This is a genomic window from Paenibacillus sp. UNC217MF (assembly GCF_000686865.1).
In the GTDB taxonomy this organism is placed as follows: Bacteria; Bacillota; Bacilli; order Paenibacillales; family Paenibacillaceae; genus Paenibacillus_B; species Paenibacillus_B suaedae.
Window position 1 is genome coordinate 360,762 of record NZ_KK366027.1, and the last position, 13,624, is coordinate 374,385.

General features: G+C 40.3%; 16 protein-coding genes. 4 read left to right on the plus strand and 12 right to left on the minus strand.

The window, feature by feature from the left end:
- Positions 1-238: 238 nt before the first annotated feature.
- Complete coding sequence (locus BP95_RS0117575; protein WP_021253386.1) at positions 239-628, plus strand: hypothetical protein; 390 nt, start codon at positions 239-241, stop codon at positions 626-628.
- A gap of 193 nt (positions 629-821) precedes the next feature.
- Here the strand turns inward: BP95_RS0117575 and BP95_RS0117580 are convergent, their stop codons facing one another.
- The 3 genes from BP95_RS0117580 to BP95_RS34010 form a co-directional block, all read right to left on the minus strand.
- Positions 822-2,168 carry a DJ-1/PfpI family protein gene (locus BP95_RS0117580; protein WP_028532857.1) on the minus strand — a complete coding sequence of 449 codons (1,347 nt, stop codon included), beginning with the start codon at positions 2,166-2,168 and terminating at the stop codon, positions 822-824.
- 366 nt (positions 2,169-2,534) lie between these two features.
- Complete coding sequence (locus BP95_RS32035) at positions 2,535-2,774, minus strand: hypothetical protein (RefSeq protein WP_028532858.1); 240 nt, start codon at positions 2,772-2,774, stop codon at positions 2,535-2,537.
- 144 nt (positions 2,775-2,918) lie between these two features.
- On the minus strand, positions 2,919-3,089 hold the full coding sequence (locus BP95_RS34010; protein WP_331281227.1) for a site-specific integrase: 171 nt from the start codon (positions 3,087-3,089) through the stop codon (positions 2,919-2,921).
- Positions 3,090-3,636: 547 nt separating this feature from the next.
- On the opposite strand from BP95_RS34010, the gene BP95_RS0117590 reads away from it, so the two are divergent.
- Positions 3,637-4,485 (plus strand): hypothetical protein, encoded by an 849-nt coding sequence (locus BP95_RS0117590; RefSeq protein ID WP_028532859.1) that lies wholly within the window; start codon positions 3,637-3,639, stop codon positions 4,483-4,485.
- A 401-nt stretch (positions 4,486-4,886) separates the two neighbouring features.
- Here BP95_RS0117590 and BP95_RS0117595 read toward each other — a convergent pair whose 3' ends face one another.
- Positions 4,887-5,108: a hypothetical protein gene (locus BP95_RS0117595; RefSeq protein WP_036590810.1), complete on the minus strand. Its 222-nt coding sequence runs from the start codon at positions 5,106-5,108 to the stop codon at positions 4,887-4,889.
- A gap of 140 nt (positions 5,109-5,248) precedes the next feature.
- Positions 5,249-5,839, minus strand: a complete 591-nt coding sequence (locus BP95_RS0117600; RefSeq protein ID WP_021253381.1) for a hypothetical protein — start codon at positions 5,837-5,839, stop codon at positions 5,249-5,251.
- 491 nt (positions 5,840-6,330) lie between these two features.
- Between BP95_RS0117600 and BP95_RS0117605 the strand changes: the two genes are divergently transcribed.
- Positions 6,331-6,654 carry a 2Fe-2S iron-sulfur cluster-binding protein gene (locus BP95_RS0117605; protein ID WP_021253380.1) on the plus strand — a complete coding sequence of 108 codons (324 nt, stop codon included), beginning with the start codon at positions 6,331-6,333 and terminating at the stop codon, positions 6,652-6,654.
- Positions 6,655-6,937: 283 nt separating this feature from the next.
- Here BP95_RS0117605 and BP95_RS33200 read toward each other — a convergent pair whose 3' ends face one another.
- The 6 genes from BP95_RS33200 to BP95_RS0117635 all read right to left on the minus strand — a co-directional run bounded on the left by BP95_RS33200 (position 6,938) and on the right by BP95_RS0117635 (position 11,515).
- Positions 6,938-7,078, minus strand: coding sequence for a pentapeptide repeat-containing protein (locus tag BP95_RS33200; protein WP_139170688.1), 141 nt, complete (start codon positions 7,076-7,078; stop codon positions 6,938-6,940).
- Positions 7,079-7,341: 263 nt separating this feature from the next.
- Positions 7,342-7,821, minus strand: coding sequence for a DUF2975 domain-containing protein (locus BP95_RS0117610; protein WP_021253379.1), 480 nt, complete (start codon positions 7,819-7,821; stop codon positions 7,342-7,344).
- A 282-nt stretch (positions 7,822-8,103) separates the two neighbouring features.
- Positions 8,104-8,385: a glutamate/cysteine ligase /amino acid ligase gene (locus BP95_RS34015; protein ID WP_021253378.1), complete on the minus strand. Its 282-nt coding sequence runs from the start codon at positions 8,383-8,385 to the stop codon at positions 8,104-8,106.
- Positions 8,386-8,838: 453 nt separating this feature from the next.
- Positions 8,839-9,096: a hypothetical protein gene (locus tag BP95_RS0117620; protein ID WP_021253377.1), complete on the minus strand. Its 258-nt coding sequence runs from the start codon at positions 9,094-9,096 to the stop codon at positions 8,839-8,841.
- 308 nt (positions 9,097-9,404) lie between these two features.
- Positions 9,405-10,811 (minus strand): sensor histidine kinase, encoded by a 1,407-nt coding sequence (locus tag BP95_RS0117630; protein WP_021253375.1) that lies wholly within the window; start codon positions 10,809-10,811, stop codon positions 9,405-9,407.
- Positions 10,808-11,515 carry a response regulator transcription factor gene (locus BP95_RS0117635; protein ID WP_021253374.1) on the minus strand — a complete coding sequence of 236 codons (708 nt, stop codon included), beginning with the start codon at positions 11,513-11,515 and terminating at the stop codon, positions 10,808-10,810. The genes BP95_RS0117630 and BP95_RS0117635 overlap by 4 nt, the downstream gene beginning before the upstream one ends.
- Positions 11,516-12,155: 640 nt before the next feature.
- Here BP95_RS0117635 and BP95_RS0117645 point away from each other — a divergent pair.
- Positions 12,156-12,557, plus strand: a complete 402-nt coding sequence (locus BP95_RS0117645; RefSeq protein ID WP_021253372.1) for a hypothetical protein — start codon at positions 12,156-12,158, stop codon at positions 12,555-12,557.
- 359 nt (positions 12,558-12,916) lie between these two features.
- Here the strand turns inward: BP95_RS0117645 and BP95_RS33605 are convergent, their stop codons facing one another.
- Positions 12,917-13,069 carry a hypothetical protein gene (locus BP95_RS33605; protein ID WP_175460792.1) on the minus strand — a complete coding sequence of 51 codons (153 nt, stop codon included), beginning with the start codon at positions 13,067-13,069 and terminating at the stop codon, positions 12,917-12,919.
- Positions 13,070-13,624 lie beyond the last annotated feature (555 nt).

The window sequence follows — 13,624 nt, forward strand, 5'->3', positions numbered from 1 at the left end:
GGACTAACCGGCTTCTTCCCCACTCAAATGTTGAATTGACCAGCCCCAGAAAACAAGTATTATAATGATCTTCTGAATAAGCAATTCATGAGTAAAAAACCATTCATAGATAATTTCACTAAAATGAACAAATTAAAGCAAGTGTGAATGGTCATGAATCAAAAAATCGAAGTCTGGGCGATTATCACAGTCAATTACTTTTCACCCTCCATATAATGCCCCTAGGGAGGTGATGTGAATGGCGAAAACAGTACAGCCGATAACTATTGGAGCGAATAGTATAGCAAAGATCGGCGAGCGATTTTTCCTAATTGTTGAAGTGGAGGCTAAAGCACCTGGGGTTGAAATTGACCCGGTATTTGCTGTCCGAACGACTGCCAAACAAGCTGCAAGCCTCATTCGTGCAGGCGTGATGCGGACTATCTTTCGAGCTACGCCTCCAAAGCCGAGTGCTGGAAAGAAAGTTGAGTTGAAAGGCGTATTGTTTGCTGGTGGTCGGATATTTTCGGTCTTTGACGTTGAAAACTCGACAGACGTTTCTGTTTTAGTAAGAATAAACCGTAACGAAGCAAATCGACTTATCCGAGGTGGTGCACGCATCATCCCAGTAATAAGAAAACCATTCTAAGCCTGCAGTGAAAAGCGATCATTATTGATCTACTTATCCACGTTACACATATTTGCGGCAGCACCTCGAAATTAAGAGGTGCTGTTTTTATGTTCTATTTCATTGATCTTAAATCTTATTATCGAAAAGCTTACTACTTTGAAATTTAGTTTATGTCCCCATCCTCGATGCGCTCATCATCTGCAGACGATTTCTATTTCCTACGGATGAAGCGACGATTGATGAAAAAAGCGATGATCAAGGACAAGACGCCGAGTAAAACCGGTACGCCAAACGCTTCAAAAGAGAAGGAGCTACCTTTCAGCTTCAGGTGGTCGGTAGCGCGATACTCAAGCCGCTTGGCGGCAAATTTCGCCGTCTGGATATCCTCTTGCTCAGCCAAATCCTCGAATGCAGGATCCATTGCAAACCGATCCGCCGCGTCGCGGTGTAGGAACAGCAGTTTCGCGCTGTAGCCGCTGTTCTTCCATTGGTTGATGTCTTCGGAGGCTGCAGATTCGGCATCGGCACCGACGACAATCATTTTCTCTAACTTCGGCACGTTTTTTATCTGATAACGCGCGACTAGGTGTAGGCCGTGCTTCGTTACGATTGGTTGGTTCGCGCTAGAAACTGTCAACGTCGTCGTCGTACCGGAAGCGGCGTACGTATCGAATGCGGCGGACAAATCCAGTTCATCGGCGCCGTTATATAGCAGCACGCCCGCCTTTACTTTGTTCCATTGATAAGCGTTGTTCAGTACGTACGTTATATCGCTCAACCCGGCAACAAACGGTTTCATTTGCGGGTTTGTCACGTACTCGTAAGAGGGATAGTTCATCTCTTTCGCCACTTTCTTCGCCGCCGCCTCGCCCAGTTGCTTGGAGATGACGTATAGTGTAGCGTCGATCCCCGATGTCAGGCCGGCAGAAGATACGATATTGCCTTGTGGGACGTAGCGCCAGTCATTCACCCACTGGACTTTCGGATATTTTTTAATGAGCCTGTTAATGTCTCCCCAGTGCGTCGCGGCCGATTTCCCGTTCAGCAAGCCGGTATCCGCCAGGTTTTCAGCCCCGTTGCAAATGGAGATCAATGTCGTCTTGGCACCCGAGTGCTTCCGAATCCATTCACGGACAGGCGCATATTTATTCTCGTCCAAAATCGGCATAAACGGAATGACGATAATGTCCGGGCTTTTGCCGAGCATCGCATCCATTTCGTCATACGAATAGTGTGGGACGACATCGAGTCCACCGGTTAGCGATTTTATTTCGCGATCGGGGGCAACGCCATATACATTGTAAGCTTCAGTCATCGCAAACATCTCGTACGGGACGAGAAAATCGAACACTTCCGTCACTTCGTTCGCCAGAAGCACGGCCACCGTCGGTTTGTTAGAGTCATATTTCGGTACCTGCAAATCCGTCAATGCAGTGGGGGCTTTATCGTAAACCGACATTCCGGCATTCATCGTATTGATGAACCCGACCGCGCCTATCCCCCCTACGACGACGACAAAAACGATGAGATAAATAATAATGCGTAATACAATTTTCACTTGCTTCGCTCCTTCAAGTTAGGTTCTTTCCCATAAAATTTAACAAATCAAGATGAACAAGGCATCTGTCTGTGGTTCGGTAGAGAAGCCAGCCTAACGTTGGAACTGCCACTGGACCCTAGTCTGTATTCTTTTTTTAGCATGACTCAAATGGGCTATAATTTTAACAAAACGGTGACAATGCGCTGGGTAATGGGGCCACTGATGAACTAACGTTTCTCATCCTAGCGAAACCTTTAAAAATAAAAAAAGACATCTGTCATTTAAATTTCGAGCAGATGTCTTCGTTTTTTTATCCCTTTGGCATGGTGGACTGAATATGTAGTTTGGGTGTTGAACTAACGGGACACGTTAGTATGATAAGAATTAAGCAACTGTATTACTGATCACTTTCAGAAATCCGTTCTTTTCGGCCGTATCCATCATCTGACGAATGGATTCTGCTGCCGCATTGCTAAACATATACCATTGGTCTTTGGAAACGTCATGAATCAATACCTCAGGGTATCCTGATAGCAATTCACTTGGGAATGCATTAACTAAACTATAGATATCATATTGTTTTACGCTCTTTCCCTTTTCGTCCAAAAAAAACATATTGTCCATTTTTAAAATAAGATCCGGGTTTATCCATATCACCCATCCAAGAGTAGTTGTCAGGAGCTTTTACCTTTGTACCTTTGTTTTTAAAATAAGTTGATAAATGGCTATTTTTCAGTCTTGAACTTTATTTTCTTTTGACATGAGGACTCAAACAGATAGGCCGCTTGCTTCTTTTTCACCGAATCTCGAATCAGTGTGCATGGACAGTAGCTCTTTAAAAGTCTGAGGAAATGGAACAATGCGGTCTTTTCTGCCCTTTCCTTTGTTAATCCGGATTTGACAGTAATGAAAATCGCTGTCCGCCAGCTTAATGCTGATTAACTCACTGGCCCTGACACCTGTTTACATGAGGGTCTTCACGATTATCATGTCCTGAAAATTCTTGGCTTTCCAAACCACTTCATAGTATCTTTTTAATTCTTCCGCTGTGGGTATGTAAGGCAGCTTTTTATTCCTCAATTTCGAGCTCGCTTCTTAAATGCTGTAAGCATAGTCCGGTTGTTCTGAGCGAATGTACACGCCAGCTCTCGGGCTTTCTTTTTTTGTAGATACGCGTTTTTCAATCATGCAAGTTCACCTTCCAATGGAACTCGAAAGTACGACCTTGAAATCAAAAAAGTACCGATATGACTGAGTTGTCAAACGGCACACAGTTCGGAGTTGTATGTTATAAGATGCTGTCTCAACAATAGAAGTTGTTGCAGTTGAAACACTTAAAACAAGTGTAAAAACAATAAACAAAAGGGATACTTTTTCAAAAATACAAAAAAATCATCAAAGCACCAAAAAAAGTAACGATACTCCCCTAGGTTTAACCTAAAGTGAATGTTATTTTTAAGGTATCAAGTAGAAAGGAAGTGAAATTATGAAGAAGTCAATTCTCTTGTCAATTGTTCTTATGTTGGTACTAAGCATCCCTTCGGTTGGATTTGCAGGAGTAGGAGGCCCTACATCGTACTCTTACTCTACTTACAACGCAAAAAATGGATTAACGTTAAACATTATTCAAACAACGCCGGAGAATATCAAGTTTGAAACGCTCTCAAAAGGAAAAAGTTTGACTAACTCCAACTTTTATGGGATTAATGGAGGTTACTTCACTCCAGCTGGTAGAACTCTACACATTGCTGTAAAAAATGATAAACCTATCACGGGTGTAGGATCTGATGGCGGAAAAGGCGGAAATGGATGGTATAACCATTATGAAACAAAAGGTGAAAAGGGAACGAGTACTGTAGTATGGGATGGTGACAAAAGATCGTTCTCAATTCAGAAAGTCTGGGATGCAGGTTCTATTTCCGTGAAAAATAGAAAAAATTACTGGGCACAAGGCGGATTTGGAATGCATTTAGGAAATTCAAACTGGAGGAAACTGGCTGAGGATGAAGGTTTGACAGGTTCAACTAGTCCAGCTATGGGAAGAACAGCTCTAGTTTATCATAAGAGTAGTGTCTACTTAATTGTTACAAATGTACCTGAAGAAGATAAGAAAACAGATAATAAGAAAAACCACCATACTCATTCTCAATTTCGTGATGCTGTACAACAATATTTTAACATCACAGATGGTTCTTCTTCGAGTTCAGTCAATGGAGTTTTCTTAGATGGAAGTGGTTCATCACAGATGAAAGCTATTAGTAACACTAATAAAGTTGTTAATGTCACTGGAGATGGAAGACAGTTAGTTCAAATCATCTCTTTGATTAACCAATAGTTTTAATCAAGAAAGAGCCTAGTTTACAGGCTCTTTCTTTACTTTATATTTGATTTTTAATCATGTGATTAAGTAAATCATATATAAAATAATCTTCATTAAATCCTGTTTTCTCAATTTGATTAATCATTTATCTAAGTCGTTAACCATTTCTTTTGGGAATTCTGAAAACTCATCTAGAACGAATCCAATTAAATGTAAACGATTAAAACTTTCTTTAGTATCTTCTGCTGTTAGAATAGCTGATTTGTAGAGTTCATATAGTTCTGGCAGAATTGATACATCCGACAATGTTACCCATTTTTAGTTATAAAAAATCAGATAAGATGTTACACATTTTATCTGATTTCAAGCAGTTGGATAACAAGGACTTAAAGACCCTTCATTCTCTAATGATGATGCTAACTAAATATTAGAACTCCAAATATAATAGTCAGCACCACAATAGCTGTCAATGAGGATACTTTCGCAAAGCGAATTGCCGAATTAGATATTTCAGGTTCTTCTTTATACATCCATCGTTTCCCCCATAATAAACTATCCTCAGGACAAAAATAAGTCCATATTAATACTCCATACATAGGAATCATAAAAACAAAAAACACAAAAATTACAGCTATCATCTTTTCCACTACATTACGCTCCCTCTACATACCCCAATAATGGATTGGACAATTCTTAATTCCTCCAATAAGTAGGATCTCGTCTTATTTATGCATACCACATATTGGAATCCCCCGCCCGTTAGGATAATAACTCTCCGCTAATTCAACACGATTCTGAACCCCACACTCAAAAGGGCCACGGAGACCAGACCTAAAATAACTCCCAGTGCTAACGATTCAAGCGTAAACCAGCGGAATTGCCCCGGCTCTGTTTTATCGATTTTTTTAATGCGGTACAGGATGGCCGCGTTGCCCGATAAGGTAATGATTATAACTATAATAGTCATAATCATCCAAAACCCAGACACATCCCGAATTTGCATGGGATCGTCATCCCTTATGCGAGTAAAAGCCACTAATTGATTTGCCAATAAAAACGTAAAGGCAAATAGTTTCACAATCCGTATATTTCGCTCCTGCTTCTTGCCTAACTTTTCCCGTTCATATTCCGCAATTTCACGCATAAACCGGGGCCAGTGTAAGAAGAGAAGATGCTTCGGGAAAAAGAGTCCCCAAAATTCAAAAAGCAACAGGGCCCCATACAAAAAAACGCCTACAAGATAAACGTTCGAAGGCGACGGCTCTAGAACAAGTAAGAAACCGCCGGATAATGGGATGAGGATGCAAATACATACATTGATGAGAATGATTTGTTTCACGCGCAAGGATTTAAGTCTACTCGTGTCCATGGTTGGCACACTCCTATCCGCCGAACTTTACAGCACATCCTATTTTACCATATATAGGAACCCCCCTCCCAAAAGTGTAGCTTTGCCGCAACAACCTTGCACCATTCGCACCTTATTTACTGGTTGACCAGAACTTTATCCCATTCCCGACTCGCCGCCTTGAGCATCCATAAATTTCAAATAAAAAAAACCAACAAGCATTAATTGGTGGCTATCTTAAAAATCTTGTTGAGAAACCTGCCCATTAGTATAACGAAAAAGCAACCGATCGATAATTGGCCACCTTCTTGTTGCTATTGATATCCCTCGATTTTATCCGATGCCGCTATTATACAACTGTGATGAAGTAGCAAAGCTTGATCTCCTCATGCATAAAGGTTAACGCGTTCGGTTGTTTACAGATCGCGATTTTGGATAGTATGATAATGATATTGCACATGATAAGCCATTGATTGCGCAGCTACCAAATTAGGAATGGGGAGAAGTCCAAAATGCCGACGATTCAAATTGAAGGAAGAGGCTCCTATGAAGTTGCAGAAGGTACTAAACTTGTGCTTGCCCTGGTGGATAACGGGGTTGACATATTGCACCGCTGCGGCGGCAAGGCCAAATGCACGACGTGCCGGGTCGAAGTGGTGGATGGAGACGCCGGTCCGGTTGGTGAAGCGGAAGCCGCTCTTCTGCAGGCCAAAGGCATTGCGGAATCAAACATCCGCTTATCGTGCCAGATTCAAGTACATAACGATCTTACTGTAAAACCGGTGATGACGGTATCGTCATCCGGTCTGGAGCCAGGCAATCGGCCGCAAGACTAACCGATCACGAACCGGCTTCCGGGCTCGTAACCACGCTGAGGCATCTCGCATGAGGTGCTCAGCGTGGTTTTTTAATTGATGGCCTTGGCCAGTTCACCGAACCAGCTAAGCCTTTTGCGAACATGTCGCGAGCCTCGTCGTGCAGCGAACGCAGCGGTCGCCCGGCTAGTCGCGCCAAATCCTACGATACGCTTCCCATATCGGATAAAGACAGCAATCGATAGTTTAACGTTACTAGTGTTTGGGAAGTTGCGTTTACTAAGGGGATTCTCTAATTGAGTTGTTAACGAACACTGATGTTCTTAAGCAAATCTTCGATCAAGATTCCGTTGATCTTTAGTCCCGTTATATCGCAGTCAGTAATCTCTACGTGTGACAAATTGCAGTGCGAGAATCGCGTTTTATTCAGGTCACATTTGTGGATTCAATTACTTCACCTACGTTATTTAGGTCAAAAACATTCCTTCTGTCAGTGGAAAATAAAGTATTAGACTAAGTATCTTTATTCCATTCGACTTTTCGAATTGTCATACCACCAGACTCCATAAAATAAGTTTTAGACTGATCTTAGAAATCGAAACAGCGACAGCTAAGGATGAGAAAATAAAGTCCTAGACTGTCGCTGTTCCATTTAACTCCCTCGGTACGATTCAGTTTATTCAAGAATGCTTTGCCATATCCTCCACCTCAGACCGTCAAATCATGTTCTGATTTTATATTAATCACTTCTTGTAAAAGTCTTTGGAGAACAGCTGCAAAAACGGCGATAACCAACGAACCAAAAATGATGATGAGCCCTACAAACCCGATAGGAGGGTCAACTTTCTCCCCTATAAAATGAAAGAGTGGCATACCTAATACGTACAAACCACTTATTGTAATTGCACAACACTTTATGTTCTTTAACGCCTTTACAGATAAATCCGAAAACGCTGTGTTCTCGTCAATGTATCGCAAAAGGTTAAACGCCTGATAGAGAGCAAAGTAAAAAGGCACAGCCGCTCCATACAACAAAATTAAGACGAGAGATTCTAGATAAGCAATATCTGGATACAATTCCCCAGCAAAAACTCCGATTTTAGGAGCCAAAAATATACAAAATGCAAGAACGGGGATTCCGATAAGAATAACAGCTATCTTTAAAAAGAACGTCGTTATTTTTTTCAAAAAAAGCACCTCACTTGATTTAATGATAAAGAAACTTTATCATTAAATATATCGTTTTACAATAAATAAACATTGATTTCAATTGCATTTTTATTGTTGTACGATTAAAAAAGCATTTCTCATTACAAAGAAATGCTCTTACTTTAAAATATTAAATTTACAACTTTTGATAGTGATTTATACTCGTTTTATACAACGCTGAAGCATTGGAAACGAATTGTTTCTGTCACTGATGATAATGATCATGTGTATTTTTATTTTTATGACAGTTAGGGTTTTAAGCTATCCTGAGAAAAGCAGCCAGTCATAAGGAACTGGCTGCCTTACGTGCTTTTTATGAGCCATCGTACTCATCTTACCGTCAGACTCCATGAAAGATGCGATATCATCAATCATCATATCTACCCCACAGAAAGTTGCACCTGCAGCCTTCGCTGATTCAATTGCTAATTTCTGATAGCTCTCCGGAATTTCCTCAGTAAAGTCAAGACTGTCTCCACCTGTACTGATATTGGAGTTTCCCCGTAAATAGACAACTTGCCCTAAAAAGGGATCCCGCTCCATTGATGATTATGATTGTTTAAGATCTGATTCACGATCGATCCACTCACGAATTTTAAAGTACAGGACACAATTTTATGTATTGCATCATCCTCACTCCTGTAACACTTTGTCACAGATTATCTATCTTGACTATATGAAATGTAAATTACAATAGCAAACCGTCGGCCGTTTATGAAAAAGAAGTTCCTTCAGAATAAAGAAGGAACTTCTAGCTATATTGTAAAACTCATTCTTTGTCCAAAGATGATTATGAACAGCTAAATATTGTTCCGAGTTAATCAGAAGATCGACGAGCTCGCGTTTGGAATACTTCATATACCGCCTTCTAACGCAATCAACGTCTCGATCTGGACGAATTACTTGAATGTATGATTCTGCTCTTTCTAGAGCCATTTGTGAAGCCCTACGTGGTATTCAGTTCTTGGACGTACAGTATTCAGCAAAGTATATATGCTAAATCGATCCTGTGCCTCTTCCTTGCATCATTGAGTTTTTCTGCATCATTCCCTGAGAGTTAGAATTTGCCCCTCTCTGATGACAATTGTTGTACATTTGTTCTAATTCTGAATCATTTAAATTTGGATGCATTTCTTTCATGAAAGGAAGCATGTCTTTAATGGTACCTGGATTCACATCTGCCGCATAGACAGCAGATCCGATTCCAAGAGTCAGAACAGTTGCACCAACTATCGCTATGAACTTGTTTTTCATGTTGTCACCTCCTGATGAATTACTTAAATCATACTCTTCAAATATGTTGAAACTGTGTAGATTGTTATGGATCCAAAAAGCGACTCCTCATTGAAGTCACTTTCTATTTCGTTTATGCTTTTTTAATCGAGTTTTTCGGTATATGAGATAAATGACAAAACCTAAAACAACTATCCCTATGCATGTCGTCCGTTTGAAATAAGCTATTCTACTTATGAAAGTATCTCCTTGATAATACATAGCCGAAACGGTTAAACACACCAGGCCAATCGACACAAAGAATGCGGCGATCAACCAGTCGACTTTTTTCATATCGACTCCTCCTGTATCGTCGGGAGGGCAAACAGAACCGTAAAACAAGTACCAATCCCCTTCTTACTGGTAACCTGAATGTTTCCTCCCTGCAGCTCCACTAATTTCTTTACAATGGATAGTCCGAGTCCCGTACCGCCAGTTTGTCGTGATCTGGACTTCTCTGCTCGATAGAAACGTTCAAAAATGTACGGAAGCTCCTCCTCTGGAATACCAATGCCTGAATCCTCTATGGAAACAGAAACCGTATCATGAGTGTGATTCGTATGGATTCGAATCGTACCCTGTTCCGTATAACGTATCGCATTTTCCAATAGATTGATCATGATCTGTTCCATTCGCATTCCATCCCCGCGGATTAGCGGAATTGAATCCGTCAGATGAACGCTAAGTGCTAGTCCTTTCTCCTTTGCTTTTAAAGTCACCCTATTAACGGCCTGATTTATAATGTCATTTATATCGACCCATTCGATGACAAGACTGACCTTACCTTCTTCCATCTTCGAAAGTTCAAACAGATCGTCAACCAGATGCTGGAGGCGAACGCCTTCCTGATAAATGATGTCTAGATAACTGTCCTTCTCTTCTTCTGTCTGATACAAATGGTTTTTCAACACACTGGCATATCCTTTAAGGTGCGTGATCGGAGTTCGGAGTTCATGAGATATATTAGCGAAAAACTCTTGCCGTGTATCTCGATATCGCTGTAAGTCGGTTGCTAAATTATTGATCGCCTCCGCCAAATCACCAATTTCATCTTTTCGTTGAATCTCTAATCGGGTTTCTAACTCTCCAACGGCAATTTTCTTTGTCGCTTGCTGCATAAGAATTAGGGGCCGAGAAAAGAGGTGCGCCATAATCCACGTTATTCCGATTGCAAGTAAAAAGGCTCCTACTCCTGAAAGGAGCAGTAGATTTTGCACAGCAGCAAGAGACTTATCCATACTTAGGGTGGAGGCCATTACATAAATTGCTGAAGATACCTGATTATCGCGATAGATCGGTTGTCCAATCACCACATAACGATTGCCTAATGGATCCTGGTGTTCTAAGTTAATGGAATCTCCAGAGAAGATCTTCTTAATATCTTCTGGATGGATAAACGATCGGTCTGAAGCACTGTGTTCACCTGTATGAAGCGTTATCTCGCCTTTAGAGTTGATATAAAACATACTTACATTTGAAAAATCTGCGAAGGTCATAATCATTTTCTCTGAGGAAGACTCCGTTGTTTCTGCCATCGAGATGAAATGAGAGGTCATCTCTGCGACCTCCGTTCTCATTTCCAAATGATAAAAGTTAGAAAACATCTGATAGATACTTACGCCCAGAAAGGAGATGACGATAAAGAATACCGAAATGATGATTAAACCAAGTTTCACCCCAATTCTATTGTTCCTCATCTCGTTACTCCTTGGGCTGTAAATTTATATCCTACCCCCCACACGGTTTCAATGGGGTTATAGCCAAGACCTGCGCGTTGTAGTTTTTCTCGGATATTTTTTATATGGGTATCAACAGCACGAGTGTCACCGGTATATTCATAACCCCATAATCGTTCAACTAACTCTTCTCGTGAAAAAGACCGCTGCGTATTTTTCGCTAGATAAAGGAACAAATCAAACTCTTTGGGCGTAAAATCAATACTTTTTTCATGAATATGAACTTCGCGAGCTTCTGCGTTTATTTTCAGATTGTGAAATTCAATGATCGTATGCTGAAACTTCTGCGATTGGTTGATCATAGAACGCCTTAACAAGGAATATACACGCGCCACTAACTCTTCGGGTTCAAAAGGCTTTGTTAAGTAATCATCAGCTCCAATGCCTAGTCCATGTACTTTATCCTTTGTATCAGAGCGAGCCGTGAGCATGAGGATAGGTATTGTTTCGGTTTCACGTATTGCTTTACAAACCTCCCAACCCTCCATTCCTGGCATCATGACATCCAAAATGACAAGATCAAATGCACTCTGCTTCATGATGGACAACGCCTCGTAACCAGATGAGGCTTCCTTAACCTCAAAGCCTTCCTTTAAGAGAAAAATGCGCAGCAAATTACGCATATTCCATTCGTCATCGACTACAAGCACCCGAATTTTTGACATGTCGCTCACCCGCTTCTTCAATCCTATTTCGAAAGTTAACTTTTTTATGATCTTTCAAAAAATCAATTTCCATCTACATTTTGTCCATTGGTCATCATTTGAAGACTGCCCCGACTGATTTCCATTCATAAATAAGAGAAACATAGGCAGCGGCATCAACGGACACATGAGTGTTATTCATCCGCGATTATGGTGTTAGTTCCCTTATGATTGCAATGTCTGTGTGCATGAACTTTATATCTGGATTATAGATCCTGTTTGTGTAGAAACCATGTTGAAATCATGGAGTATAAATAACAAGTCGAGAATTTTCTCAACCGCTTTACGGTTCTTTCCCTTGTATGGATAGTCAACTCATTCCCATAAGGATTCAAGAGTTGCACCATTTCTTGCATTTCACGGATACAGGTAAGTGCCATCTCCTTCATCGTGCCACGGGAGCCCCAAGAATCATGTAAAATCGCTTCTATGCCTTCTGCGATCATCTGATCATGATTGAGGCCCGCCATCTTCTGGTCGTCCATACCGAAAGGTTCAACTTCTTTGAGTAGCATTGTATTTGTAATTAAAAGAAACAAACATTTTGGAATTTAAATGTAGTGAAAAGTGCATAAAAACCTGTTTAGAAGGGAATAAGAGAATGATAAACTTTGAAACTATGATAGAAACTGCAAAATCAGTTCTTGCTGAAGAATTGCCTTTGCAAAACTCAGAAATGCCACCACAGGCGACAGTACTACTTACTGACCATGGCAATGTACATGTAGCTATCTGTCGTGACGTGTTCGGTTCCGACTGTGGTTATGTAAACTTAATAAATACGCTTAAAAACAAAGGAGAGTCTAGAGTTCTCCAAATGGTCACAATGTGGAAGAACGGTACTGTTGACTCTCCTAGTATGAACTTAATAAAATCAATTTATGAAATGAACAAGGAAAATCTAGAGACCGAAGTCATGTTATTTGGTAAAAAACATGATGACCCAGAAGAGCTACCACTCAGAAATTTTATTAGTAAACTGAAATACATGATTATTTATTGAATGAATGCAATTTTAACTCCTAATCTATTATTTATGTTTTACCAATGAATCCATTTTTCTCAGCAAACCTGTTCATCAATTATGCATACATAATAAAGGCTATTGAATTTGAATGTTGGGTATATATCCACCTTTAAATGTACAAAAAATTGTTGCTTAAATGATTGGTCATAATTGTTGATTTATTGTATTGCTACTCCTCATGCAAGTACCAATTCTGTTGCGTTCATGTAGTAAGAATATTACTCATAAAGTACATGTAGTCGAGCGAGGATATGAAATGACTTCAAAGCTATGTATCATTTATCTTTAAAAGGGCTCCCTAACGGGTGCCCTAAATTCTCGTCGTATCTCTGGGGTTATTGCACGAGTTTGCCTTGTTTGGTTTCCACATTACGAGAAACCCTTTTAGCAGTGGTCATCGTGTTCTCTTCAGCGAATTCGGTATTGAACTTCTCATTCGGAGTTTTATAACCTGAAGAAGCTGCTGTTTTATTTTTATTATTTCCCACAGATTTCACCTCCTTTTGCATATCACGAAAGAAACATCTTCTTCCGTTTTTGCGGGCCTTTCATCACGCACCCTCCTTATTATGCAATCAGGCAAGGTAACATATGCGATTTATCCCCTACGTAATAACCTAAACTTAGGCATCTCGTTGACGGTAAAATACAAATACAAAAGCTGCTGTAATCTTCGCATGGGTTGTCAAAGACATTCATGGCAGCTGAATTGGTATGAACGATTTCATGTGAATTTCCTTGGGCTAAATACTTTCAGATGTAAAAGATATCATGGATAAATGTGACTAAAGAAATATATTATTCCGAGATTTCCCTCATTCTATATGGAGTAATATAAAATCTTCCAATGCTTCTCAATACAGAACACATCTAAAAAAATGGTGGGCTCATCTAAATTCAGTATAAAGTGTCCATTCGCTTGAGTTATTTTATCCGCCTTTTTCATTTTTTCTTCCTCAGCTTTTGTGAGCCGGGACTTTTCTTTGATATATTTGTCATGCTGTTCTTGCTGCTGCTTTCGCTGAAGCTCTTTTTGGACAACA

Excerpts from the sequence above, each read along its gene's own strand:
- BP95_RS0117575 (WP_021253386.1), top strand. The coding sequence starts at position 239 with ATGGCGAAAACAGTACAGCCGATAACTATTGGAGCGAATAGTATAGCA.
- BP95_RS32035 (WP_028532858.1), bottom strand. The coding sequence starts at position 2,774 with ATGGACAATATGTTTTTTTTGGACGAAAAGGGAAAGAGCGTAAAACAA.
- BP95_RS0117590 (WP_028532859.1), top strand. The coding sequence starts at position 3,637 with ATGAAGAAGTCAATTCTCTTGTCAATTGTTCTTATGTTGGTACTAAGC.
- BP95_RS0117595 (WP_036590810.1), bottom strand. The coding sequence starts at position 5,108 with ATGATAGCTGTAATTTTTGTGTTTTTTGTTTTTATGATTCCTATGTAT.
- BP95_RS0117600 (WP_021253381.1), bottom strand. The coding sequence starts at position 5,839 with ATGGACACGAGTAGACTTAAATCCTTGCGCGTGAAACAAATCATTCTC.
- BP95_RS0117605 (WP_021253380.1), top strand. The coding sequence starts at position 6,331 with ATGCCGACGATTCAAATTGAAGGAAGAGGCTCCTATGAAGTTGCAGAA.
- BP95_RS34015 (WP_021253378.1), bottom strand. The coding sequence starts at position 8,385 with ATGGAGCGGGATCCCTTTTTAGGGCAAGTTGTCTATTTACGGGGAAAC.
- BP95_RS0117620 (WP_021253377.1), bottom strand. The coding sequence starts at position 9,096 with ATGAAAAACAAGTTCATAGCGATAGTTGGTGCAACTGTTCTGACTCTT.
- BP95_RS0117630 (WP_021253375.1), bottom strand. The coding sequence starts at position 10,811 with ATGAGGAACAATAGAATTGGGGTGAAACTTGGTTTAATCATCATTTCG.
- BP95_RS0117635 (WP_021253374.1), bottom strand. The coding sequence starts at position 11,515 with ATGTCAAAAATTCGGGTGCTTGTAGTCGATGACGAATGGAATATGCGT.
- BP95_RS0117645 (WP_021253372.1), top strand. The coding sequence starts at position 12,156 with ATGATAAACTTTGAAACTATGATAGAAACTGCAAAATCAGTTCTTGCT.